The 26018-nt window shown below is 48.9% G+C and carries 22 protein-coding genes and 1 pseudogene; 13 read left to right on the top strand and 10 right to left on the bottom strand.

The features are described 5' to 3' along the window. The first annotated feature begins 23 nt into the window (after window positions 1-23). Both DCC81_RS19370 and DCC81_RS19365 read left to right on the top strand, forming a co-directional pair. The gene (locus DCC81_RS19370) at window positions 24-1235 is read left to right on the top strand and encodes an MFS transporter (RefSeq protein WP_108688344.1); all 1212 of its coding nucleotides are present in this window, start codon (window positions 24-26) and stop codon (window positions 1233-1235) included. Between the two features lie 370 nt (window positions 1236-1605). Next, entirely contained in the window at window positions 1606-1872 is a 267-nt protein-coding gene (locus DCC81_RS19365) for a hypothetical protein (RefSeq protein ID WP_108688343.1), read from the top strand. Window positions 1873-1937: 65 nt separating this feature from the next. Here DCC81_RS19365 and DCC81_RS19360 read toward each other — a convergent pair whose 3' ends face one another. The 4 genes from DCC81_RS19360 to DCC81_RS19345 all read right to left on the bottom strand — a co-directional run bounded on the left by DCC81_RS19360 (window position 1938) and on the right by DCC81_RS19345 (window position 6054). Then, window positions 1938-2666 (bottom strand): hemerythrin domain-containing protein, encoded by a 729-nt coding sequence (locus tag DCC81_RS19360; RefSeq protein ID WP_108688342.1) that lies wholly within the window; start codon window positions 2664-2666, stop codon window positions 1938-1940. Between the two features lie 111 nt (window positions 2667-2777). Further along, window positions 2778-3254: a pyridoxamine 5'-phosphate oxidase family protein gene (locus tag DCC81_RS19355; protein ID WP_108688341.1), complete on the bottom strand. Its 477-nt coding sequence runs from the start codon at window positions 3252-3254 to the stop codon at window positions 2778-2780. Window positions 3255-3347: 93 nt separating this feature from the next. Beyond that, window positions 3348-4406, bottom strand: a complete 1059-nt coding sequence (locus DCC81_RS19350) for a response regulator (protein ID WP_108688340.1) — start codon at window positions 4404-4406, stop codon at window positions 3348-3350. Between the two features lie 13 nt (window positions 4407-4419). Further along, complete coding sequence (locus DCC81_RS19345; protein ID WP_108688339.1) at window positions 4420-6054, bottom strand: sensor histidine kinase; 1635 nt, start codon at window positions 6052-6054, stop codon at window positions 4420-4422. A gap of 259 nt (window positions 6055-6313) precedes the next feature. Here DCC81_RS19345 and DCC81_RS19340 point away from each other — a divergent pair, with 259 nt between their 5' ends. From DCC81_RS19340 to DCC81_RS19330, 3 genes are all read left to right on the top strand, one after another. Further along, window positions 6314-6694 carry a hypothetical protein gene (locus DCC81_RS19340; protein WP_108688338.1) on the top strand — a complete coding sequence of 127 codons (381 nt, stop codon included), beginning with the start codon at window positions 6314-6316 and terminating at the stop codon, window positions 6692-6694. A 334-nt stretch (window positions 6695-7028) separates the two neighbouring features. Beyond that, window positions 7029-8366, top strand: coding sequence for a hypothetical protein (locus tag DCC81_RS19335; protein ID WP_108688337.1), 1338 nt, complete (start codon window positions 7029-7031; stop codon window positions 8364-8366). 13 nt (window positions 8367-8379) lie between these two features. Further along, window positions 8380-12147 (top strand): glycosyltransferase family 2 protein, encoded by a 3768-nt coding sequence (locus DCC81_RS19330; protein WP_108688336.1) that lies wholly within the window; start codon window positions 8380-8382, stop codon window positions 12145-12147. Window positions 12148-12297: 150 nt separating this feature from the next. Here DCC81_RS19330 and DCC81_RS19325 read toward each other — a convergent pair whose 3' ends face one another. Continuing rightward, entirely contained in the window at window positions 12298-12732 is a 435-nt protein-coding gene (locus tag DCC81_RS19325) for a VOC family protein (protein WP_108689250.1), read from the bottom strand. Between the two features lie 340 nt (window positions 12733-13072). Here DCC81_RS19325 and DCC81_RS19320 point away from each other — a divergent pair, with 340 nt between their 5' ends. Then, window positions 13073-13438 carry a hypothetical protein gene (locus DCC81_RS19320; RefSeq protein ID WP_133177730.1) on the top strand — a complete coding sequence of 122 codons (366 nt, stop codon included), beginning with the start codon at window positions 13073-13075 and terminating at the stop codon, window positions 13436-13438. A gap of 111 nt (window positions 13439-13549) precedes the next feature. Here DCC81_RS19320 and DCC81_RS19315 read toward each other — a convergent pair whose 3' ends face one another. Further along, entirely contained in the window at window positions 13550-15049 is a 1500-nt protein-coding gene (locus tag DCC81_RS19315; RefSeq protein WP_133177729.1) for a hypothetical protein, read from the bottom strand. Between the two features lie 389 nt (window positions 15050-15438). Here DCC81_RS19315 and DCC81_RS19310 point away from each other — a divergent pair, with 389 nt between their 5' ends. After that, a complete protein-coding gene (locus DCC81_RS19310; protein WP_108688333.1) occupies window positions 15439-16416 on the top strand; it encodes a hypothetical protein in 978 nt (325 codons plus the stop codon). A 289-nt stretch (window positions 16417-16705) separates the two neighbouring features. Here the strand turns inward: DCC81_RS19310 and DCC81_RS19305 are convergent, their stop codons facing one another. After that, complete coding sequence (locus DCC81_RS19305) at window positions 16706-17569, bottom strand: helix-turn-helix domain-containing protein (RefSeq protein WP_108688332.1); 864 nt, start codon at window positions 17567-17569, stop codon at window positions 16706-16708. Between the two features lie 164 nt (window positions 17570-17733). Between DCC81_RS19305 and DCC81_RS19300 the strand changes: the two genes are divergently transcribed. The 5 genes and pseudogenes from DCC81_RS19300 to DCC81_RS25875 form a co-directional block, all read left to right on the top strand. Further along, window positions 17734-19449 carry an IlvD/Edd family dehydratase gene (locus DCC81_RS19300; protein WP_108688331.1) on the top strand — a complete coding sequence of 572 codons (1716 nt, stop codon included), beginning with the start codon at window positions 17734-17736 and terminating at the stop codon, window positions 19447-19449. Between the two features lie 48 nt (window positions 19450-19497). After that, on the top strand, window positions 19498-20259 hold the full coding sequence (locus DCC81_RS19295) for an SDR family NAD(P)-dependent oxidoreductase (protein WP_108688330.1): 762 nt from the start codon (window positions 19498-19500) through the stop codon (window positions 20257-20259). Window positions 20260-20419: 160 nt separating this feature from the next. After that, window positions 20420-21289, top strand: a complete 870-nt coding sequence (locus DCC81_RS19290) for an SMP-30/gluconolactonase/LRE family protein (RefSeq protein WP_240613027.1) — start codon at window positions 20420-20422, stop codon at window positions 21287-21289. A gap of 35 nt (window positions 21290-21324) precedes the next feature. Further along, on the top strand, window positions 21325-22599 hold the full coding sequence (locus DCC81_RS19285; protein ID WP_108688329.1) for an amidohydrolase family protein: 1275 nt from the start codon (window positions 21325-21327) through the stop codon (window positions 22597-22599). Between the two features lie 79 nt (window positions 22600-22678). After that, a pseudogene (locus tag DCC81_RS25875) lies at window positions 22679-22777 on the top strand (transposase); the annotation flags it as partial. A gap of 75 nt (window positions 22778-22852) precedes the next feature. Here DCC81_RS25875 and DCC81_RS25870 read toward each other — a convergent pair. From DCC81_RS25870 to DCC81_RS19270, 3 genes are all read right to left on the bottom strand, one after another. Further along, a complete protein-coding gene (locus tag DCC81_RS25870) occupies window positions 22853-23467 on the bottom strand; it encodes a hypothetical protein (RefSeq protein WP_165806660.1) in 615 nt (204 codons plus the stop codon). 285 nt (window positions 23468-23752) lie between these two features. Further along, a complete protein-coding gene (locus tag DCC81_RS19275) occupies window positions 23753-24130 on the bottom strand; it encodes a hypothetical protein (protein WP_108688328.1) in 378 nt (125 codons plus the stop codon). A gap of 23 nt (window positions 24131-24153) precedes the next feature. Next, entirely contained in the window at window positions 24154-24867 is a 714-nt protein-coding gene (locus tag DCC81_RS19270; protein ID WP_108688327.1) for a hypothetical protein, read from the bottom strand. Between the two features lie 686 nt (window positions 24868-25553). On the opposite strand from DCC81_RS19270, the gene DCC81_RS19265 reads away from it, so the two are divergent. Beyond that, window positions 25554-25922, top strand: a complete 369-nt coding sequence (locus tag DCC81_RS19265) for a hypothetical protein (RefSeq protein ID WP_108688326.1) — start codon at window positions 25554-25556, stop codon at window positions 25920-25922. The last annotated feature ends 96 nt before the right edge of the window (window positions 25923-26018 follow it).

The raw sequence follows: 26018 nt of genomic DNA, 5'->3' as shown, positions 1-26018 counted from the left end.
AAAAAATCAAAAAAAGGAAGATCATGATTGCCGATACCAACACATTACCATACCCCGTTCCATCTTCACCCCGTACCAGGGCTACAAAGGCCGAAGTAGTGATCGTTTCACTGGCCACCTTTATCGTTTTCTTCCAGGCGTTCATGGTAGCGCCCTTATTGCCGGAGCTGGCCCATTACTTTAGCAGCACTGTGCGGAAGATCAGTTTTATAGAACCGGTGTACCTGTTAGGCTATGGCGCATGCACGCTGGTGTACGCCCCGCTGAGCGACCGCTATGGCCGGTTCCCGGTCATCTTTTTGTCCCTGGCCCTTTTCATGATCTTCTCCGCCGGTACGGCCTGGGTAGTGAATGCAAACCAGCTCATCCTGCTACGGCTGCTCACCGGCATCAGTGCAGCGGGTGTGGCCCCCACCACCATCAGCTGGATCAGTGACCGTTTTCCTTATACGGAGCGGGGCTATGCATTGGGCATTTTCTTTGGCTGCATGGCAGGCGGCATGGCCCTGGGATCCAGCACGGGCGCGCTATTGGCGGGTATCATTGGTTGGCAGATGTTATTTGTTATAGTGGCTTGTTCAGGCGCAGCGGTGTTGCTGCTGCAGGTCTGCAAGCGGGGCAGCCTGTTCCCCGATGCACCGCTTTCTCCCGCACAGGCGGGCGTGCTAAAGACTTTCCGGGCCATCCTGCAAACACCGAGGGCAAAAGGTACCTATTGTTTTGTTTTTGAAAACGGCTTGTTTCATAGCGGGGTATTTTCCTGGCTGGGCGTTTATTTCTATAACACTTATCACTTAACGGAGCGGGGCATTGGCCTGGCATTGCTGGGGTATGGCATACCGGGGCTGCTGCTGGGCTCCCGGCTGGGGCGGATGGCTGACCGGGTGGGCAGGCGTAAGATCATCCCACTGGGCATCGCCCTGGGGGGCGTCACCGTGCTGCTGCTAAGCTGCGTGCCCCCGCTGTATATGGCGTGCATCCTGGTTGCCATTTTATCCCTGAGCTTTGATCTGACCCATCCCTCACTGGCTACGATCATCACGTCGTTTAACAGTAAAAACGCAGGTGGTTCCACCGGCCTGTTCGCCTTTTTTCTCTTTATGGGCTATGGTTTTGGCAGCCTGCTATTTAGCCTGCTGGCCTCGCTGGGGTTGTTGGAAACACTGCGCATCTTTGGTTTGATAGCAATGACAGCCGCTGTTGTAGCAGGAAAATTTTTCCGGCGGGAACACTAGCACCAGCCCTACTCATTTTCTGCCGCTAACATGTCGCATTTACAATGCGGCGGCCGCTGGATTCACAATTGACAGAACATATGGCGAACACCAAAGGCGTTATCCCGGCCAATTACCGGCGTGCGGGCGCAGTAAAGACCGGTACCATCGGCGTCTGAAAACCTGTTCCGGTTTACGCGATAAATACATTCGATAAACAACACTTACTTGTTTAGCTGTAAACAAAAAGGAGCAGGCCACCCAGGTGATCCGCTCCTTTTTGATATTTGCTTAAAAATGTGTAATTTAGAAATATTCATTATCCCCTATGCCATCATTCCGGCCTGCATTTTGACATAATTGCAAAGGCCAGCAACAAAATCAGACGCACATGAATTCCTTTACAATGCACATTAACCATGAAGGCAAACAATACAATTGTTACGTCCAATGCCTGAAAGCTTCTGCTGAAGAGCAATTATACCTCGTAAACTTCTGCGATACCTACCTCATTAACAATTTTGGCGGTAAGCAGGTAGCCTTTTCCCTGGACCGCAGATCACAGGTGCTTTCCCGGCTGAATGACGCCGGAAATGCCTTCATGGACGCGGATCTCAAAGAAAACCTGTGGCGCAGGATCAAAGGGCTTGCGGCGTAAATGAATATCAGTGCTCGTTATTCACGTCAGCACATCGCGTTAATATGCCATGTAACCTGGCGGCTTTAAACCCTGGGCGTAAACTGTGCCAGTTCAAATATGCCCAGCTGCTGCTCTATCCGGGATACTTTATCTACAAACGTTTCAAAACCATTTTCGCCAAAAAGCTGGTGCTCCCGCTTTTCAAAATCTTCGCCCAGGCTGTCAAATTCGTGTTTGCTCACGATCTTGCGCAAGGCCGGAAAAAGCACGGTGTCTTCCCGGGCCTCGTGCGGGCGGTACATGCGGTTAAAGGAAGATAACAACCCCTGTAATTTACGCCGGTCATCTTCGCTGCTGATCTGCGGCTGTTTTCCCAACAACATGATCTGCGCGGTAATAGTGCGCCCCGCCTGGTGCTGCTGGCGCAAGACCGTTACCAGGTCTGTGAGCTGGTGCGCCTTTTCAAAACGGGGAAACAGGTAATCTTCCTCCTGCTTTTCATGGTAATCTTCAATAAAGGAACGGATAATGCCAGCGGCAGCGGAAAGTAGCCCGGGGTCCATGCTTTGCCCGGATGACAGCATGGAGAGGAAATGATCATAGACCAGCAGTACCCGGTTTAGCACGCCGTGTTCCCGCATCAGGTCTTCCGGGGGAGTTACGTCTTCTTCGTCCTCTTTGTTATTACAACTGGCGCTGAGGCCTATACCAACAACAGCCGGAACGATGGCGGCTTTAAAGCCCCATTCAAGGAAGACCCTCCGGCTCTGCCCCTGCCGGCTGCTTCCTGCAAGCTCATTATTAGATCCCATAATGCGTTTGTTTGCAGGTAACCCCGCTAATGTCATGCCGCATACTGGCGGGGCCGGCCTTATACGGGCTGTTGATGAAGCGGCCTTCACCACCTCGTTTAAGTCAAAGCTTTATTTACCGGGAATTTGATCCGGCTTTTCAAAACGGCCGGTCCTCTCCTCGATGCGGATGCGGTACACAATGGGGCGCAGTACATCCGGCCGCTGGTCATGGGTAAGGTCATCACCGGCTTCGTGTGGCAGGCGGGCTGTTTCGCTCACCTGCAAATGGAGCAGGCGGCTTACCAGGAATTTCATGGCGTAGTAACGTTCCCTTTCATCCGTCACTTCTTCGTACTGGCCCCAGGCAATAACGCTGCGCCAGTTTGCCAGGTCCTGCATTTCGTCCACTTCAAAACACACCCGTGGGTGCTTCCGCATGATGTCTATCTTCAATCCCTCGCGGGAATGGGCGATCACATATTTATTGTTGTAAACATAGCTGACGGGCACTACATACGTGCGCTGGCCGTCGTTGCAGCCAATACGCCCGGTAACATTGCGCAGCAGCACGTCTTCTATTTCTTGATCTGTTAATATGCCCAGCATAGTTTGTAGTTTTCAATACAAATAGACCTGTTTCGCCGCACCTGTGAAATGATGGGCATCAAACGGGCGAATGATGGGGGTCATGTGCCTGGGTTAATTCATCATACGCTCCAGCCGGGGCACGTCTGTGAGAAAAATACATCCTTCCTTGATGGTCACCAGTTGTTCATCCCGGAAATCGCCCAGGGTGCGGATGAGGGATTCCTTTGCCACGCCGGCCACTGCCGCCAGGTTATCGCGGCTCACATCCAGGCTGAAGGTGGCCTGGTTACTGGGGTTGTATTTTTTATACAGGGTGAGCAGCGCATCCGCTACCTTCTTCCGCAAAGAGTTGTAGGCGATGCCCAGCAGTTGCTCTTCCTTATCCATGATGTTGCGGGTGAGGATACGGATCAGTTTCTGCATCACTTCGGGGTTATGCAGGGCCAGTGCTTCAAAATCACTGCGGGGAATGATGGCCAGCTCTGTATCATCCATGGCTTCTGCCTGGTCGCGGTACACGCTGCCCTCCAGCATGGGCACGTAGCCCAGGAACTCTCCTTCGCCAAAAAGCCCGGTGATCAACTCCTTGCCATCATCATTGCGCCGGTAGGTTTTCACCTTACCCTTCATCACGTAAAAAAGGTTGGAAGGGTGATTGCCTTCCGTATACACGATCTGTTTTTTCTTATAGCGGTTCACGTTACGGTCTTCCCGCAGCGCCTCCAGCAGGTCCTTGCCGGACACGGTAGCCATCAGGTCACTGAGGCCATTGATGCCAGGGGCGCTCTCCTGTTTCAGCCGGGCCGATTTTTTCAGCCGGCCTTCAATCGCGTTCAGCAGCTCTGTGGCGTCAAAGGGTTTGGTGATGTAATCATCCGCTCCCAGGTCCATTCCCCGGCGCATATCAGTTCGTTCAGCCCTGGCCGTTAGAAAGATGAAAGGCATGTTCTGCATGGTTTCATTTTTATGCAGCAGGTGCAGTACCCCATAGCCATCCAGCACCGGCATGGTAATGTCGCAGATCACCAGGTCTGGCTTGTGTTCCAGCGCCAGTTGCACTCCGGTCTTGCCATTTTCCGCCGTGAACACTTTGTAGTTGGCCATTTGCAGTATTTCTGCGGTATTCTCGCGGATATCGTCGTTGTCTTCAATAAGTAAGATGGTTGCCATGGTAAAAACAGGATTATGCGTGGTGATGATTTAAGACAGTGACGGTAAAGGTAGTTCCCTGGCCCAGCGTGCTCTCACAGGTGACGTTACCGTCCAGCAGCTCCGCATAGCGTGCTACGATGTGCAGGCCAAGCCCGGTACCTTGTATATTGGAGACATTGCCTCCCCGGAAGAAGCGCTCAAACAGGTGCTGCTGGTCTTCCGGCGCAATGCCGATCCCCTGGTCGCGCACCGCCAGTGTAAAGTGCGATGGGGTGAGCGTGGTACTTACCCGGATGGTACTGCCTTCCGGAGAGAACTTGATAGCATTGGACACCAGGTTCATGACGATGTGCTTGAGCAATGCCGGGTCCAGCACCATGATCTCCGGTCCGCTGTGCGAAACGGCCACGCGCTGTTGCTTTTTCACCAGGCCATGCATCTCCGCCAGGATATTGCTTACATGCTCTTTCACATTGAACTGGGCATGTCTTACCTGGATCTTTCCCTCCTCTATTTTGCCCACGGACAGGAAATCATTCAGGATATCCGTGAGCATGTTAACGGAAGAAACGATGCGCTGCAGGTGTTTTTCGCGCTGGGGCTGTTCCTCCCCTTTTTCATACTTGGAAATAAGGTAGGCGGAAGACAATACAGTGCTCAGGGGCGTGCGGAACTCGTGGGAGGCCAGGGACACAAAGCGCGATTTCAACTCATTGAGCTCTTTTTCTTTTTCCAGGGCAAGGCGCAGGTCACTTTCTGCGCGCTTGCGCCCTGTAATATCCGTGCCCACCGCCAGGAAACCTGTCAGCTGGCCTTCCGCATCACGGATGGCAGACACGCTGAGCTGCATGGGAAAATGGCTGCCGTCTTTGCGGACGTATTGCCATTCGTATTCGTTGGGCAGGTTAAGCCGGGCTTTTGCCACCAGGGTATCAAAGTCCGAGGTAATGGGCTGTTGCAGTTCTGCGGCAAATTGCTGGCGTCTTACCGCCAGTTCCGCCGGATCCAGCATGACCACGGGGGTGAGTTTGCCCACCGCTTCTTCCTCACTGTAACCCAGCATGCGCGCTGCCGCCGGGTTAAAAAGCTGGATAAGCCCTTGTTCATTGGTAGCAATAATGACGGCACCGGCAAAATTCCAGATGCTGCGCAGGTAGCTGTGGGTCCGCTGCAGTTCCACGTCTTTGGCCTGCACTTCCTGCATTTGCTCCGTGAGCGACTGCGTACGCTCCTCTACCTTCTTTTCCAGGTCTGCGTTCAACTGGCGCAGGGCTTCTTCGGAACGCCTGCGGGAGGAAATGTCACTCACAAAGGCGATCACAAACTGGCCTTCCTCGTTGCCATACGCGCCCAGGCTCACTTCCACCGGGAATTCAGACCCATCGTTGCGCATGGCAAATAGTTCCATGCTGGCGCCCATGGGCCGGCTTTTGGGATGTTCCTGGAATTTTTCGCGGTGGCCGGTGTGGCGGTGGTGAAAGCGGTGGGGGATCAGCTTTTCTATAGGCTGCCCCACGATATCCGGGGCAGTGTAGCCAAACTGGTTCAGCAGGTAGGGGTTGGCCACAACTATCCGCCCCTGCCCATCCGTGACAATAATGCCGATGGTAGCGTGGTTAAATAACACGTCGAAGTTTGTTTTGTGATACTGGTAGGTTTCGCTCATAGCCGCGTTATAAATGGTTACCCGGATTGCACACGTGCCAACGGGCCCTTAAAGCTATGAATTTCATTTAACATTCCCGGTGCCGGAGGGCATGAGTTTGCCGGAACGAAGCTAGTTCCGGCCTGTTTTTAAAAAAGTGACCAGAATCACCCCCTCCCCTGATCCCGATCAGTGGAGGTCGCAAGGTCCCGTGTTAGTTTTGACTATGGGTATTAGTATTAATCCCCGGACAGGCCCCGGCCTGTAAATTGAGATAGACATGAAGCAGCCAACCAAGGGCGCCGCTTCCGCGCAGTGGATAGGCGCCAGCGATATAAAACTCCTGGAAGAGCAGAACATAGCCTGCAAACATATGCTGGCAGAGGTGTTGAAAAAAGACACCCACAATGCGCAACTGGATTATTTTGAATATTACCAGAACCGCTTCCTGGAGCTGGATGAAAAAGTGCGCCGCCTCAAAGCGGACCTGCAGCGTTTTGAAACACCCGCCGCCTACCACCTGCACCAGCAGCAGCACATCACCGCCGCGCCAGACGGGCTGGCCATGAGCATTAAGGCCCGCTATGATGAACTGTGCAGGGATATGGCGGTACTGGACAATGCATTCCATACGTACCTCAGTGACAAATTACCAGGCTGATTCCCAAGACTACTATATGCCACAACGTTAGAGCCGGGGCTGTATCCAAACAGGTGCAGCCCCTTTTTGTGCCGCAGCAGGGATGCATCCGCTCAACTACCGATTAGCTCCCCGCATTTAAGTCTTCCCGGGAAAATGCCCTGTCCTTAATATAAGATTAAGCCTGTTCATTAACCTACTTCATGGGCCTTCGCGGAGATTGCGGCGTTTATCAGGTCGTAGAGTTGTGCCCCGGTAATATTACGGTCCAGGCAACGGGGCGGAGGCAAGCCAAAAGTTGGCTATTAAGCACTTGAAAATGCATAACTTTATAACTACTTAATCGATATTCCCCTTGCGTTTAAAATATGCGACCCTTGTATTCCTGCTTGTTGTCATCAGCCTGGCTGCCTGGTTCCTTTTGAGAGACCCCTATCCCGCCAGATCTGCGGATCCTTCAAAACGATCGGTTTGCATCCGGTACGAGGATGGGAAATATACATTATACCGGTTTGGCAAACCTTTCCTGGTAAAAGGGGGCGCAGGCACCACCCACCTGAAAGAGTTGAAAGCCGCCGGCGGCAACACCCTTCGCACCTGGGACACCACGGGGCTGGACAGCATACTGGCTGATGCAGACCGCAACCAACTAGCGGTGATCGTAGGCCTGATCATGCCTTACAATGATGACATGGATGCCTTTTACAACGATGACGCAAAGGTAGACTCCCAGTTTGCCGCTTACCGGCAACTCGTCAGGAAATACCGGGGCAGCAACGCCGTTCTATGCTGGTGCCTGGGCAATGAACTAACTTACCCGCTGAAGCCCAGGTATTTTAAATTCTACAAAGCCTTTAACCGGCTGGTAGATATGATCCACCAGGAAGACCCTGATCATCCCGTTACCACCACGCTGATCAATTTTGAACAGAAGTATCTCATCAACCTGAAGTTGTGGACGCATATTGATTTTATCTCGTTCAATATCTTTGGCGACCTGCGGCACCTGGGCAGGGATCTGGGCCGGTTCCGCCGGTGGTGGAATGGTCCTTTCCTAATCACGGAATGGGGAATAGACGGCCCCTGGACCACGCACGAGCACACGGCATGGAACGCTTTCATTGAGCCCGGCAGTGATCAAAAAGCAGCACAGACCCTTGAACTATACCAGCAACATATGCCTTTCAAGAGCCCCCGGTTCTTAGGTGAGATGATCTTTTATTGGGGCAATAAGCAGGAAACAACTCCCACGTGGTTCAGTCTTTTTGATAAGCACGGCAACAAATCGGCCACCGTGGATGTGATGCAATACCTCTGGACCGGCCACTGGCCTGCACAAAAAGCACCTGGTGTCAACTACATGCTTGTAGACAACAAAAGCGCCAGGGATAACCTCCTCTATAATCCCGGCGATACTATCCACGCCCGTGCATTTTTAAAAGACACGACGCTTGCAGGTGCCTGTCATTTTGAATGGTCCGTGCAGCGGGAAGACTGGTTCAGGTCTGCGCATGATTATAATCAACAAGCGCTGCAGTCATTGAATGGGCTGAACATCAGCCAGGCAGCAGACCGCTTTGTATTCCGGGCGCCCACGCAGGAAGGCCCCTACCGTGTTTACGCTAACATTTATAATGATAACGGCTATTTTGCCACTTGCAATACACCTTTTTACGTAATAGGCGCCCAATAATTACCCATCAGCAATGATAGCCGCACCTAATAAAAAACAACGGTTCATCCTCAGGTTAATGATCCTGATCGGTATCTGTTGCATGGCCTTCTTCACATACCAGCTGCTTGCCCCTGCACTGCGGGGTTACAGGCCGCTTTATGACCTGCTGATCATCACCTTTGCATTTACGGCCGCCAGGATCTTATACGAGTGGTATCACTACTGGTCCATCAAAATAGACAGTAACCCGCTGCCGGAAAAGGTATTCACTGTAGATATTTTCACCACGTTCTGTGCCGGCGAGCCTTATGAAATGATCATTGAAACGCTGCACGCCATACAGGCCATCACCTACCCGCACCAGGCCTACCTGTGTGATGAAGCAGACGATCCTTACCTGAAAGAAGTTTGCCGCCGCCTGGGCATACATCATGTAACCCGCACCGATAAAACAGATGCCAAGGCAGGCAACATCAATAACGCCCTGAAACAATCAAACGGGGAGCTGTGCGTGATACTCGACCCGGACCATGTGCCCTTTTCCGGGTTCCTGGATCCCATTGTTGGCCATTTCAATGATCCGCAAATAGGTTATGTACAGATAGTCCAGGCCTATTACAACCAGCACGAAGGATGGATAGCCAAGGGCGCAGCGCAGCAAACTTACCAGTACTATGGCCCGATGATGATGACGATGAATGCCTATGGCACGGTGCAGGCCATTGGCGCCAACTGTACATTCAGGCGCACGGCGCTGGCATCCATCGGGGGCCACGCCCCGGGCCTGGCAGAGGACATGCACACGGCCATGCGGCTGCATGCACAGGGCTGGAAATCAGTGTATGTACCGGCAGTGTTATCGCGCGGGCTGGTGCCGGCCACGCTTTCAGCATACTACAAGCAGCAGCTCAAATGGGCAAGGGGCGTGTTTGAACTTTTTGTCACGGCTTACTTTGAACTGTTCGGTAAATTTACCTGGCGGCAAAAATTGCACTATGGGTTGGTGCCGATGTTCTACCTGTCCGGCTTTGTATACCTGCTTAATTTCCTGATACCGGTGGTGTCCCTTCTTACAGACGTGTACCCGCTCCGGATGGACTTCTCCACGTTCGCGGTGATCGGCTTACCGTTTGTTACTGCGGTGGTGCTCATCCGGCATTACGTGCAGCGCTGGGTGATGGAAGACCAGGAACGTGGTTTCCATGTTATTGGCGGATTACTGCTCATTGGTACGTGGTGGATATTTATTACCGGTTTTATTTACACCATTTTCCGGAAAAAAGTGCCGTACATCCCTACACCCAAAACCATTGCCGAAGAGCGGAACCTGGGCATCAATACTCCCAATATTATAGTGCTGGTGCTGTCAGTAGCCGCTATTGCTTATGGTTTGTATAACAGCTGGACCCCCTACACATTTACCATGGCGGGCATCGCCGGCATTAATTGCTTTTTTATGCTCTTCATGCTGGTAGCCAGCCAGCAGCATAAGATCCAATCTTACCAGCAACAACACCAGCGCTTGTCCGCGTTGACGAGTTATGTCCATGTGCTGAAGCGCAGGTTCTGGTTGTCCCGGCGTAAACTATATTCCGGCATCCGGAGCGTAAGCCTGCTTCTCATTGTGCTGGCCATCAGTGCCTCCGTGTACATGGTGAACCGGCCGCAGAAGGCGGATGTATTGCCGGCAGGCCCCGACCATAAAGCAATATTGCTTACTGGTATTTTTAATCCCCCGGCAGCAGGCAATGGCCTTACCAATATGGCCAACGTAACATCCCTGCAACAACAACAAAGCATACACTTTGACCTGGTATCAGTTTACCTCGCCTGGGGCGACCAGCCACAGAATTTGGTGCCGGCAAATGTGATGGACAGTATCTACCGCAATCACTCCACGCCCATGATCACCTGGGAGCCCTGGCAGTCGCTTTTCCACCGCGCTGCCGGTCAGCAGGATGAGCACGTGTTTGCCAATATTGTGGCGGGGCAGTATGATGCTTACATCACGCGCGTGGCCTCACAATTGCGTATGCTGAACCGGCCCGTGTTCCTTCGTTTTGCGCATGAAGCAGACAATCCCTCCTACCCCTGGTCCGCCAGCGGTGGCAACACGGCGGAGGATTTTAAAGCCGCCTGGAGATATATTCATCAGCAGTTCATCGCACAGGGAGCCTGGAATGTGATCTGGGTATGGAATCCCTGGAAACCAGCAACCATGGCTGATTATTTCCCCGGGAAAGCTTACGTAGACTGGATGGGCATCACCGGCTTAAATTATGGACGCTACAACCCAGGTGGCCAGTCATATTCCTTTAGCCAGCTGTATGCACCATTCCACCAGTTTGCGCTTAGCCAGGACATGCCGGTGATGATCAGCGAAATGGGCGCCACAAAAGACGGGCACCAACAAACCGCCTGGCTGCGGGCAGGTATCAACAGTATCAAAGCCCACTTCCCCGAAGTGAAGGCCATCGTATTATTCAATTCTGCTTTTGACAAAAATGTGCCGGATCATTCTACCGCGATGATCAACTGGCAGCAGGATAGCCTGGGAAGCATTGCTGCGCTCACCGTAACACATCACTTGCCCATAGCGCCGATGGCAGCAGATCCCCGTACGGCTGATCCAAACACTACAAAGACCTTTACGCTTGCCGCGCGTGGTGTAACATATCAAAAAGGTCAAAACTGGTATGGCAACGATTACCCCGTGACCCGGCAGATTATTTCAGGTGATTTCAAGGCCATGCGAAAGGCAGGTATTAATACGGTAAAAATTTATGGCCCGGGTGTTTATGACCGCATCACCTTCCAGGCCGCACGGGAAACAGGCCTGTCCGTTTTTTACAGTTTCTGGGTGCCCGATGCTGCGGCGCAGGTGGCAGACAGCGATGTGCTGCCGCGGCTTGCACGCCAAATATTGGCCACCGTGGCCCGTCTGAAAGGCAATGGCTCTATACAATGCTGGAATATTGGCAACTGTACCCTGCAGCAAATGAACGACCGCTATTTGCAACCGGAGTTATTTTACCGCAGGCAGGCATACATGGAGTGGCTGAAGACGCTGATAGCGCAGATCAAAAAAACAGATCCTTCCAGGCCGGTAACAGTTGATGTAAATGTAGCGCACGACTTGCAAAACATAGTGGCCACCCTGCGGGACCAGGTGCCCGGGATTGATGCTTATGGTCTCGTATTAAAGGACAACCTGGAAGACACTGCCGAAATTCATCATTTACCGGTTCCCTATTATTTCAGCAGCGTAGACCCGTTGCTGTATTTTAAGTTGCACGATCCAGCTGCAACTGCCGTTATGGAAAACTGGCAGGACCAGCAAACAAATGCCGGTGTAACCTTTAACGGTTTAAAAGACATCTGGGGCAGGAACAAACCCGGCTTTTATGCCATTACCCACAACTGGATGAATGATACCACGCGCTATCATTTGCCGGACATTAAAATACTGCGCCCGGCGCTTACTACAATGCCAGGTAATGTACTGCCCTATCATGCATTGGTATACCAGGATGGCAGGTGGCGGCTGGCAACGACGCCCTCCACAGGATTGCAGTTTGAATGGTACCAGGTGCGGACAGACGCCTGGGGCACGCCCTTGGAAATAAAGCGGTTGAGCAAAGGACCCTCGCTTGATTATACCGTGCCTGAAAAACCGCAGCAGTACCGGCTATACCTGGTGGGCGTGAAAGGCAATGCCATTACAAGCGCTACTTCCATTTTGAATATTCCACTGGATACTGCTGCGCTTCCCGATAGGCCAGCAGCTGCGGTACGTTAAAATAAAAACAACGGTGCAGGTAATTCCTTCAACGGGATTGCCATCCGGATCCCGGAAATATGCGGGGCGGATGGATCTCAGGGCACCAGTGTCAAATGAGCCATGCGGGCCTTTTCCAGGATGTTAAAAAGGAGCACCCGGGCCGGCCGGCTACCCGTTATAGGATGGGTCAAATTCCACGATCCATTCAATGCCATATTTATCTCTAAACATTCCTGCGTAGGTACCCCAGGGACTGTCACCAATGGGCCCTTCAACATCTCCACCTGCAGACAGTCCGTTAAATAACCTGTCCGCTTCCTCCCGGCTTTCAGCACTCACCAATATTTTAGACCTGTTTTCATGCTCGTTAACGCGTCCCATTATTTCGGGAACGTCGTTCGCCAACAGAACGTTGTGCTTGCCAAGCGGAAGCGCAATGTGCATGATCTTATTGGCTTCGTGTTCCGGTACCTGGAACGCCTCGCCTGCCAGCTCCTTGAAACGAACGATCCTGGTGAATTCCCCACCAAAAACCGATTTGTAAAAGTTAAATGCTTCTTCGGCATTGCCATTAAAATTGATCCAGGGGTTGATTGTTCTCATAACTTGAATTTTTAAATTGTTAATTCCGGGAGCGGAAAGATCATCGGCCCAGCCACGATCCGGTGTTTCAGCGAAACCTTGCGAGGCGTTGGCCGCAGGCGGCCGGACGGATCCGGCGCATTCGAATATAAACAAACGCAGCAATCTAACCTAAGGATTGCCGTAACATATTCCCGGTCCATAAAGCAGGGCCTATGTCCTGTTTACGCTTAAATAATCCCCGACCACCATAATTCTTTGCCACCTGCGGCCGGTATGCCGGCAATTGTCTATTTTGCAGATCATACACCGCCAACGTTTTTTCTATGCCAACAGTGAAACACTAAATATCATCAAGTATATGCGCTACATCGTTCTTATTGCTCTTTTTACAACATTGGGTCTGGCCGGCCGTGCGCAGACGAAAATTGCTGCCAGCGAGGCAAAAAAGCATATTGGTGATTCCGTTACCGTTTGTGCGAAGGTGATGGGTGCCAAGTATGTCACTGGCGGTAAAAACGCTCCTACCCTCCTGGACCTGGACGGGAAATTTCCGAACCAGCCTTTAACGCTGGTGATCTTCAAACCCGCGCGGGATGGATTCTCTTATGCACCGGATGAGAAACTGCTGGACAAGCAGATCTGTGTAACGGGGCGGATTACGGAGTTTAAAGGAAAGCCGCAGATCAATGTGACGAGTGAAAGCCAGATAAAGATTGCCCAGTAAAGGCGTCGAATTTTCAAATTAAAAATGCCTTCAGGCCAGTGGCCTGAAGGCATTTTTACGGGTAGTCATTGCGTCAGGTCCAATGAAGGCAATGCAATTCACGGCGGCCCCTCATTGCCGGATCTCCCCCAGGAATGCCTCCAGGCGCTTAACGCCCTCTCCTTTTACTTGCAGCAGCATCATGGTCCGCTTTACCGCATCCAGTATTTCCGTAAGCCTTTTCATATTGTAATGCCGAGCCTCCGGCAACAGGGGAAGAATTTGCCGGTATACAACAAGCGCCTCCCGGATGGCATGATCGTAGTCTCCCGGCATGCTGCAATCCATGATCAATGAGCCTTTCAGCTCCAATAGTACACACTTGTCATCCACATTGAAAGATTCTTCCAAACGGCTGTCCAGGTAATCCATTATATTCTTTTTCCAAAATTCAATTACCGGGCTTTCTATGTTGATCTGCCCCGCAGATTGCGCATTGATGACCAGGGAGAGCAACGCAATATCTTCTTCCATCTCAATGTCCCTGGTGGGCTGCAGGGCGTTGTCAAAATAATAGTTGATCCCATCCTCCATACCGGCCAGGGTGCCGCCCGGCAAAAAGGAATCCGGATCGGTGGCGGTGATCAGGAAGAGATATTCATAAATGGCTTTGCGCAGGAAATAGATACCAATGTCTTCCAGGTGGATATATAGATGTAACAGATCCTGCCATTGTTCGTGCTCGCCCGAGGCACGCAAGGAGCGGAAACGGCAATACCTGGCGGCTGTTATAACTTCATAAAATTCCTCCGGGTTGAAATGGGTGATCGCAGGGGCGCTTTTCCAAACCTCCAATGCATTACGATACCACTTACGCTCTTCCCCATCCGCTTGCAGGACCACGCTATCCAACAACTCACCGGTGAGCCGCTGCTGACCGACGGCAGCTTTTCCTATGCCTGCTGCTATTTCGTAATAGAGCGCTGCACGCAACAATGCCGGCTGGCTCTTCACGCCCTCCAGTGGTAAATGCCGGATCAGGTCATCGATGTCTTCTACCAACAGGGCCATACCCTCATCCAGGGCAATGCTGTCAGCCTGCCAGCTAACCGCCTTTACGAATGCTTCCCAGCTATCAGGTTCCAGGGGATCAGATCCATCCTGACCAATGATTTCCTGGACGTAGGTTACTATGCGGCCAAGCAAGTCCCCGTTGAGCTGGTCCTGCTGTGTCACCCATTCTTCCAGGAGCGCCCCATCATTCCCGTCATACGCAGGTTCAACAGGGATTTCTGCATCCTCCGCAGCCGTAACTGCATTTGCCTCAAATACAAAAGTGATCCCACCAGGTTTATATTCCCCCTTCCGCCATAACACAAAAAATCTTCTAATGGCGCTACTTACTTCATCACCATTGAATGCCGGACTGGATGCGTAATATTTCACCGCTGCAAATCCGTGCTGTTGGCCGGGTACCCTCAGGAAAACACCGTCTTCATTATCGTAAAAGAACACGTCATCCGTAGCCTCAAGACGGCTTAGCAGCCAATCCCGGAGGGCTTTGAGCTGCTGGTAGCGGAAACCTGTTGTAGCCGGACCTTTAGTGAATATGAGGAGTTTAGGTAGTCCCATGGTCATTGTGAATATCCTGCAATATTAAGCGATACCGGAAAAACCACCTACATTTCGGCAGTCGCTGGTTAATATTTACTTTAAGTAAAGGCGGCGTCCATTAATTCCCTCCGCCAAGTTATGGTGGTACGATATGAAAGCCCATGGGTATCGTCTTGCGGGCGTGGCGGGGAAAAGGTAGTGGCCCTATCATAGATGCCATGCAGCAGGTTATGGCGGAACGTGATGGAATGATATTTGATATTACCACCTCCGGGTAAAATTTATATGTATAGCGTCGGAAACTTTACCCGCGATCTTTTGCTGGGCTTGTTGCAAGCCTGATACCATCCTATTACAAAAACGTCCATATCCTACTTCCAATCTATCATGCTCAACTAAATTAACCAATGAGACAGATCACTAACGCGGTACTTGCCGCACTCCTGCTGCTCACAGCTATAAGCTGTTCCAAACAGGGTAATACCAAACCCGGAGTACCCGGTAGCCCCGATTCCGGCGGGAAAAAATACGCGGTGAAATTCAATGTGGGGGGCGACTTCACCTCAGAGATCAGCAAGCTTCGCCAGCAAAATGCGAACGGGCGCACGAATGCAGATACCACCGTGTACACGCTCTATTATTTTATCGGGTACGGGTCCCAACCCCGCATCATTCAAAAATCCACCGATCCCAATTTTGGGGTTATTGTTGATTCGCTACCCGGTGGGGACTATGAGGCGGCTGTTTTCGTAACGAATGCAAACGTGGACAGTTCACTCAGATTCACCACCCTTATGTCCGGGATTGTAACTGACGTAGGCATGGTATTGCCCGGAGGTGATTTCTTTTCTAAAGCACTCAACTTTACTGTGGTTGGGGTTTTAAACCAGGGCCTTATTTTGGATCGTGTGGTAAGCCGCGTACACCTGACGGTACTGGACACACTCCCTTTTAACGCCAGCCGCATGGAAATTAAAAGCTACCAAGCTAGTTCGCCACCATATGACAGTATCAACCAGGGCACCGAGTTCGGTTGGGCCAATCACTATGATTACTTTAATAGTAAAGTATTGGGAGACGCCCTCGTGGGGCAGCCAGATAAAAGCACCTTTGGCTTGTCAGCTGATCAACTGGGAAAGACGGGCTGGAATACCTACCTGTACTTTTTTGGCGCCCCGGGTACTAAGCTGAACCTGGTATTCACCGTATATAGCAGCACCAACGCCGTCCTAACCAACAAGACCATTTATGGCGTTGACATCACAACTGGTAATAACACGAACCTCACCGGCAACCTATTCCCTGGGGTGTCGAGTGGAGCAGGCCTTCACATAGCGTTGCCTGCGGATACAAGCTGGCATGATAATACTCCTAAATACTTCTAGTGCAGAGCTACAATGTATTGTTCATCAAAAAAGCCTTTAGGCAAAGGACGCAAAGGCTTTTTTGATGTGATAAATTTCGTCCGCGCCCAGATACGGTAGTGCCGGTACGGCGCACCGTTACAATGAACCTTCGTCATGGCCGTTCTCCGCGTAGCGTCCGTCAAAGTTGCGCCCCTACATAATCATCCGGATCATTCGGAATATACTAATGAATAGCCGGGCAATGCCTGGTTCAGTATGGGCATTCCAGGCATCATTGCCCCGGAAAGGGAATTTGCTTAAGCAGGACCTAGTAAAAATCCTTACGATAGATAAATGGGGTTTTGCCGGTAACGGCTTTGAATTGCCGGTTAAAATAGGACAGATTGGTAAATCCGCATTCGAAACAAACTTTTGATATACTCATGTCCTCTTCTGCAAGCAGGTGCATAGCATGCGCAACACGCACCTGGGATACAAATTGCGAAAGGGTTTTCTTGGTATGGCGTTTAAAATACCTGCAAAATGCGGATTCATTCATGCATGCAAGCGCCGCCGCCTTTTGATTCGTGATATGTTCCTTAAAATTCTCCAACACATACCTGTAAACATCGTCTAACTTTTGCTCTTTCTTTTGCGCTACCAGCGAGTTCTCGAATAAATCGGTGCTGATAGTGATCTTCCCGTCGTCATTTGAGCTTGCTATGATATCTAATATGCCAAGTAAGTTGATTAATCCCTTTAATCCTGAGCTTTGGGGAGCATCCAGCATCATCTTTTTCAATTGAGCATTGGGACTTACCACTTTAATTCCCCTATGCGCATTTTTAAGCAGGGCCTTTACTTTCGTAAATTCAGGTTGGAGATAAAAGCCGCCATCCAAAAAATCATCGCCAAACTGGATAGTAATAGAATGCGCAAGCACTCCCGATCCAATAAATGACTTATCATTGATAAAATAATGAGGAAAGCCTATCCCAAAAAGATACAGTTCACCACCTGTAAAATTCAATATGCTATCACCACCGTAAAACTTCCCATGCCCTTTAACGATATAGGTAAGCTCATAGCCTTTGTGAAAATGAAATGGCGCCGCGAACTGTGCCGCGATTTCCTCTTTAACAATATAGCTTGCATTTTCTGGCTTGCTAAGTTCGTGAAAGACCTTTTTCATCTGTCATTTATGGCAATAAGTGATAAATGTAAATATTGTATCAGAAAATAGCAAATGGTGTATTTTTTTTGATTTATACCCTGTGCTATATTCGAATAATTGATCCTGCATGTAAACCTGAAAGGATTGGCGATTCAGTATAAAATGCATGCTGGTCTTAAATTATGGAAAATAAAAAATTAAGAAGCAGTAACTGGTTTGGCCGCCAGGGTAAGGATGGGTTTATATACCGGGCCTGGATGAAAAATCAAGGCATACCCGGATATGAATTTAACAATAAACCAATTATTGGCATTTGCAACACCTGGAGTGAGCTAACCCCTTGCAATGCACATTTCAGAGATTTGGCGGAATCAGTTAAAAGAGGTGTTCTGGAAGCCGGGGGATTTCCGGTTGAGTTCCCGGTGATGTCGTTGGGAGAAACGTTGATGAAGCCCACGGCCATGCTTTACCGCAACCTTGCCAGTATGGATGTTGAAGAAAGCATCAGAGCCAATCCACTGGATGGCGTTGTGTTATTATGTGGCTGTGATAAAACCACGCCTGCCCTGGTAATGGGCGCCTGCAGCGTGGATATACCTGCTATTGTGGTATCGGGTGGGCCGATGTTAACCGGGCGGTATAAAGGCAATAGTATCGGCACAAGCGATATATGGCGCTTTTTTTCAGATCTGAGGGGCGATCTTATTAAAGAAGAAGAACTCTTAAGTATTGAGGCCTCCATGTGCAGAAGCCCGGGACATTGTGCTGTAATGGGCACTGCGTCATCCATGGCTTGTATGGTTGAATCCCTGGGGCTTTCATTGCCAAACAATGCCTCGATCCCCGCCGCAGATTCGAGGCGGAAAGTGCTCGCCCAGCTCTCCGGCCTCAGGATAGTAGATATGGTAAAAGAAGATCTTAAACCATCAGATATACTTACCAGGCAAGCCTTTGAAAACGCGATCAGGGTGAACGCAGCGATCGGTGGCTCCACAAATTTTGTTATCCATCTTTTAGCCATTGCCGGCCGCGTAGGTGTACCTTTAAACTTAAATGACTTCGATCGTTTGTCATCAGGAATTCCGCTCATTGCCAATTTGCAGCCATCGGGGCAATATTTTATGGAGGACTTTTATTATGCAGGCGGACTACAGGTTGTAATCAAACACCTTGAGCAGCTATTGCATAAAGCGTGCATTACGGTCAACGGGAAAACCATTCAGCAAAACTATGCAGATGCCACCTGTTATAATACAGACGTTATTACAACAACCGGAAATCCGTTCAATGATCTAACCGGCCTGGCCATCCTTTCCGGCAACCTCTGCGAAAATGGTGCAGTGATCAAGCCTTCTGCCGCAAGCCCCCATTTGATGCAGCATACTGGCAAAGCCGTTGTGTTTGACAGTATCGAAGATTATCATGCAAGGATCGACAGTGATGACCTGGAAGTAGACGAATCATCTATACTGGTTTTAAAAAATGTTGGCCCGAAAGGATATCCGGGAATGCCGGAAGTTGGCAATATGAGCTTGCCCAAAAAGCTAATTCAGAAGGGAGTGAAAGATATGGTGCGGATATCTGACGGCCGGATGAGTGGAACAGGGTTCGGCACGGTTGTTCTCCATGTATCACCAGAGGCTGCAACCGGTAATAATTTTGCCGTGATCAGGACAGGGGACCTTATAACACTGGATGTTCCAAACCGGCTTATCAATGTTGCCCTTTCAGATGAGGAACTGGCAGACCGGAAATCTAAATTTATTCCACCCGAACCACCAGTTAGCAGGGGGTATGCAAGTCTCTATGCAGATCATGTTCAACAGGCCCACTTAGGAGCTGATATGGACTTTTTGAGGGGAAGATCAGGCAATAAAGTGACGCGCGATTCACATTAAACATGGTCCAGGTTTTAATATTTACTGAGCAAGCAGAATATCTACCATATGTTATTTAAAAATAAAGTAGCAATCGTAACCGGGGCAGGCCGGGGAATTGGTTTTGAAATATGCAAGCAACTCGCCATGGAGGGCGCAACTATCCTCTTAAATGACCTTGATCATGCGCTAACCAGCTCGGCTACCGCCGCGATCAACATGTTAAGAAAGGACAGCTGCACCGGTATGGAAGGCGATGCAGGTGATATATCCTTTACCCGGGAGATAGTAGCTTTCGCGGTGGAAAAGTTTGGCCACGTTGATATCGTTATCGCTAATGCAGGAATTACTTTGTTCGGAGACTTTTTTACCTACCCCCCGGAATCATTTATAAAGACCATGCAGGTTAATCTTGCCGGAACATTTTTCCTGGCTCAATCAGCCGCTTGCCAGATGAAACTTCAGCAATCAGGCGGTTCTATCCTGTTTACATCTTCCGTAACAGGCCACCAGGCCCACAAAAATCTTGCGGCTTACGGAATGAGCAAGGCTGCGTTAGAAATGCTGGCAAAAAGCCTTGTGATTGAACTTTCCCAGTACGGGATAAATGTAAACACCATCGCTCCCGGTGCAACTTTGACAGAACGGACAATGGAGGACCCGGATTACCGGGAAACATGGTCGCGGATCACACCTATGGGCAGGCCTGCATTTGTATCAGATATCGCCAATGCGGCTTTATTTTTGGTTTCAGATAAAGCGAAACACATCACCGGGCAAAACCTGATCATCGACGGTGGATGGACTTCTGTAAGTGTTTCTCCTGAATAACCAGGATCGGCTATCGCCTGTCGTTGATCAGCGAACTGAAATTGGAAAATGCCTGATCTAACAAATACAATAGTCTTGGTAAAACACGGCTGCTTTTATAACAGGGAGCCATTACCCGATCGACAGCGGTCTTATAAAATTGAACAGTAAAAAAATGCCAATGATAAAGATCGTGTCGGAACAAAAATGCCTCTTGGGCGAAGGCCCTGTTTGGGACGCCAGCAATCATTTGATTTGCTGGATCGATATTTTGAAAGGTATGATCTATGCGCTCGATCCTGATAGCGGTTTTTTAAAAACGATCACAACCAACCGTGTTCTAGGGGCTGTCTGCATTTGTGAAGACGGAAATTTTTTAGGCGCCTTTCAGGATGGATTTGGATTTATTGACAGGAATACCGGTGCCGTAAACATCGTATCAGATCCCGAGCGTCACCTGCCCGGAAACCGGTTCAATGACGGAAAATGCGATCCATCCGGCAGGTTTTGGGCGGGTACAATGTCTTTAACAGAGGCTCCAGCCGCCGGCACCGTCTATATGTTAGGACAAGCACTATCGATATCGCGAAAGATCGAAGGCACGACCATCTCAAACGGGATGACATGGAGCCCTGACCAGCGATTTTTCTATTTTATTGACTCAACAACCGGCAGCGTGGTGCGCTATCACTATGATCAAAGCGGTGAAATCTCCGGGATAAAAACTGTGGTCGAATTTGTACCAGAAGATGGCATTCCCGATGGAATGACGGTAGATACGGAAGGGATGCTGTGGATAGCACATTGGAACGGCTGGCAGGTTAGCCGCTGGGACCCGGCAACAGGGAAAAAGCTCCTTTCGATTCCTTTACCGGTGGCGAACGTCACTTCCTGCACTTTTGGGGGAGAAAAACTGCAGGATTTGTATATCACAACTGCACGCAAAGGCCTTACTGCAGCGGAATTAAATGAACAACACTTAGCAGGTTCATTATTTGTATGGGAAAACACCGGGTATACAGGGATACCTGCATTTGAATATAAGAAATAGGTTATTTACTTTACTCCCATAAATACCCCATCAATATGAAAATGCGCTACCCGCTACTGTTGTCTTTATTACTTATTACACAAGTTGGCCTGGCCCAGGTTGCGCTGAAAAAATACGCGCTGACCGGCCTGACTATCATTGATGCTAACCACCGGACCCCGCTTTCCGGGCAAACCGTGATCATAGAAAATGACCTGATCCGCGAAGTGTTTCCCGATAACAGCAAGCCCCTGCCCGACTCCCTGGTGAACATCAACCTGAAAGGCAAATTCCTGCTTCCTGGATTGATAGACACCCATGTGCATTTGGCCACAGATCCATCCGGCACAGATAACCGCAGCCACACCTTGGAGGTGCTGCAACGTATGCTGTACAGCGGCGTTACCACGGTACGGGATATGGCAGGCGATGCCCGTACGCTGGCCGGCCTTTCGCGGGACGCGCTGACCGGCGACATCGTATCGCCAGACATCTATTACGCTGCGCTCATGGCTGGCCCGGTATTCTTTGCAGACCCACGCACCGGCACCTCCACCAGAGGCGCTACGCCGGGCAAGATGCCGTACATGCTCGCAGTAACAGACAGTACTAACCTGCCATTGGCTATTGCTGCCGCTAAGGGCACGGGCGCTTCTGGCATAAAGTTGTATGCCAACCTGGAACCGGGACTGGTAAAGAAAATTGTACAGGAAGCCCGCCGGCAAAACATGCCCGTATGGGGCCATGCCTGGTTGCAGGCCGCTATTCCATCAGATCTCGTGGACGCAGGGGTAAGCCCACTTTCCCACGCGCCGTTACTCGTACATGAGGCTTACAAGGATGTACCGGCATCCTGGAAGGCAACCCTGCATTCGCAACAATTCTGGAACGATTCTACGCCAGACCTCACCCAGCTTTTTAAACGCATGCAAAAACAAGGCATCATCCTGGATGCCACGCTGCTAACGTATCAAAAGTGGGCACAGTCTGACAGTACCATGTGGTACGATTATGAGTTGGGTAAACGCTTTGTCACCGCGGCTTGTAAGGCGGGCGTTACCATTTGTACCGGTACCGATGATGACCAGGAAGCGTTTGTACAGGAAGAGATAAAACTGCTGGTCCGTGAGGCGGGACTAACACCTGCAGATGCCATCATCGCCGCTACCCTCCATGGCGCACAGGCACTCCACATTGAGCATACCCACGGCACCATTGCCCCGGGAAAAGCAGCTGATCTGCTGATCCTCGACAAGGACCCGCTGGTTAAGATCGATAACCTCGACGCGGTGTACCTGGTGATAAAAAAGGGAGCGTTTTACAAAAAATGAACGGGTTTATTGCAAATGGGTCGCAAAATATGCCTATGTTATTAAACGCTGGCGGGGCAGCTGAGAGGAATTTGATTATATTTTTGATTTTCCCCTGGAAATCCCCCAGGTCATCTATACTACGAACCTAATTGAAAATTTAAATGGTAAAATCAGGAAGTATACTAAAAACAAACTTTTCTTCCCAACATCGATGTGGTTTAAAAGTCAGTGTAGTATGCAGAAATCAGAAAGATCAATAAAAAAAAGTGCATCAAAAATATTGGTTACTAAAAAAGCAATTAAAGATTGTCATTGGTACCGATCCGGGTCCTTCCATTCCCAAAATCCTCCCTACTCCATCAAATTGAACGTTATCAACAGGAGCATCTCTCACCGCTGTTGGTAATCTCTCAATGCCAGGGAAGTAAACAGGAATTTTGGCTTCAATTAATTTTGCAATTTCCACATTTTCAGGTGTACCTATTTCCGATATGTAACTTCGCTCGTGGAAGTCAGTGATTGTAAACCCCGCAAACCTGTCTACGGATTCATACAACACATAAAATGGAATTGCAAAGCTAATGTAAAGCACTAAAATCCTTACTGCGACTGGCTTATCACGCCATAAGCGCGCCTTAACGCACATGTCATGATAATAAAGCCCACTTATATCTTCACATCTAATTCGGGTATTTGCCGTAATACCAGACAACAAATCCGAAAACCCTCTTTCGTATTTCTCTTTAAACTCATCTAGGCGAGCGTTATGAAGTTTAAACTGTTCTGTTAGAAAGTATGCATCTTCTGTATCAGATATTCCCAAGGGATAATACCTGTAAGCTAAATTGGTAAGTTCGTCGATTAAGTATTGCTCTTTAGAGTTCATTTTTTAAATAATGGCATTTATTCTCCAGGGACGTTCCAAACTGCAAGTGTTACTATAATACTCTTTTTAGATAGATAATTACTCATTGTTGGTAGTCCTCAATCTCCTCAGCCAAGTACGCAATTACAAGTTTTTTAAATTCTCGTTCGAGAAGGGCTTGAATTGCGCAGAGTACCGGGCGAGCATTCCAACTCAGGGCAAAATTAACGGCAATGGTTGTAGCTGCGGATTGAAAACCCTTCGAGGCAACTTCAGAGCTTTAGGGAGCTTTCACGATAATCTCATTCATATCACATCATTAAAATATTTAACAATATGTTCTGTGAATTCGACATGCTCTGCAATTATATATAGCTTTAATTCATCTTCATTCATAAGCTGAAAGATTGAATAGCCAACTTCGACTCCATACTTTACATTCAAATCATATGCTTCTGTGAAATCAAGAACTTTAATTACGTCTTTCTGTGTATCCACACTCCAAAGCGTATTGCATATTACAGAAAAAACATTCTTAAATCTTATTTCAAACAGATGATAATAAGTAAAATCACTGCTAATCGCTATGACAAATTCATTATGATGATATTCAAAAATTGAGAAATTCAAGAATGTGAACTCTTTTACTTTTTGATTTATTAATGTAATTGTATTTTCATTCATAAAATCAATTATTTAACTATTTACTATGACAACATCGACAATAGGAGTTTTCTTGGGATGGGTGCATTGGACCTATTTGCTGTAAGTATTAAGAGATAAGTGCTTTTTCCCCGTTTGCAAAATAAAATATCCATCGGGATTGGGAATGTTGTAAAGCCAATCTGGCGCCCTTCCATAAAAATATCAACAACTTCATTATATCCATAACTAACGGATATATTATCACACAAGCCGGAAAAGCCAATTAAACTGTCGCTTCTCAGAGTTTGCTGCACGGAATCCCCTTTCATTGTTAAAAGCACAAAAGAAGCATCTCCGACACTTTCAGACCTATACTGAAACTCATAGGGCCCTAGATCAAGGACATCGTAAACTATCCCGGTTGTCCGATCCGCACCTATATATTTCACAGTAAAGGAGTCTTTAAATGACAACAATCCCAGACTATCCAATTTACATATAAAAAGTGAGTATCTATTATCAACAAGAAACTGAGACATCGGCCGTCGAACCCGGTTATTGCGAACTTGAACAACCTTAATTCTTTTTAAATATTCGTTCTGAATTAATGCCGAATCTTCTGGCAGCATTTTAAATGTCGTCGGCAAGTCCTCAGCAAACAAGTCTTGATTCGACTTAAACCCTTTTAAACCTTTAAGGCATACATAGCCAATGCCACCAAATACCATAAGCAAACCAAGCAGTGCAAGGCCTTTCCTAATCGATCTGTTTTCCATATTTATACAATTCTAGAATGCCAAAGCTGGAAGGGCTGTCGTAATAATAACAGCAGCAAGAACGGTTACAGCACCTGGTCGGACCGTAATATCTCCTCCCGTAACATTGTTGTTAGCGTCAGTATGGCTATTTCCAACCGATACTTGTCCCAGCCCCACTCCAATTCCGACGCTAGCATGACCCTCATATCCCATTACACCAAGTCCAACAGAAATTGAAAGGTCAGTAGAATACCCAAGCGTCAATACATTCAACGATCTTGACTGGTCTTCCAATCCAAACATCATCATAAAACTTTTATAAGAGCCACCCCTTATTCTTGCCAACAAAGTGAATCGCCGCTTCACGAACAGCGTAAGGCATTAATCTACTTTCTCCATATTCAATTTTGTCCAAATAAACTGTACCCCCCTCCGGTCGATGATCAGCTATCTTCAGTCCATCGTTATGCTCGACCTCATCCCAAGAACATAAAAGTGATACTTATGGTTTTACTATTATTAATGTAGAACCATTGGTTGCAAATGTAACACAAACGCTGTTCAGCTTCATGATGCATTCAAGCAGGAATTGGACCGGCTAAAGGTAGCACCGGAGTTTATGCCCGCTATTCTGGAAAAACTAGCTTTCGGAAGTCTAGGGAAAGATTGATAAGATAGGGGAAAAGTTCTTCATACAGGAGCGTATGAGCAAAGAGCCCTTTGATAAATTCCATCAGCGACTCACTGCCGAGAACGCCAATATTTCCAAACAGCTATCGCAATGTCAAAATTCCATTTCGAACCTCGATTTTATGCTTGAAGAAGCAATAAATATTTGCTCAAAACTCGCTACAGTATGGAGTTCCGGAGGAATCAAAGTGAAAGAGCAACTGCAAAAAGTCGTTTTTCCGGAGGGAATTGTCTATGATCAGAAAATTGGGGCATTTCGAACTCCAAAAATTAATTCCGTATTCCTAGAAATCGCGCTATCAGCACGGTTTCTAGCGCAAAACGAAAAAGGGACAAATCATGCTAGTGATGATGAAAGCTTCCCTGTAAACGGTAGCACATAAAAATATAAAAGTGCTACCTTTAAAAGGGAAGAATTATGAAAAAGAGCAAATTCACGGAGAGCCAGATTATAGGCATTCTCAAGTCGCAGGAAAGCG

This window comes from Chitinophaga parva (assembly GCF_003071345.1).
Taxonomy (GTDB): domain Bacteria; phylum Bacteroidota; class Bacteroidia; order Chitinophagales; family Chitinophagaceae; genus Chitinophaga; species Chitinophaga parva.
Note: the sequence above shows the minus strand (reverse complement) of the source record. Positions and strands in the feature narration are given on the sequence as shown.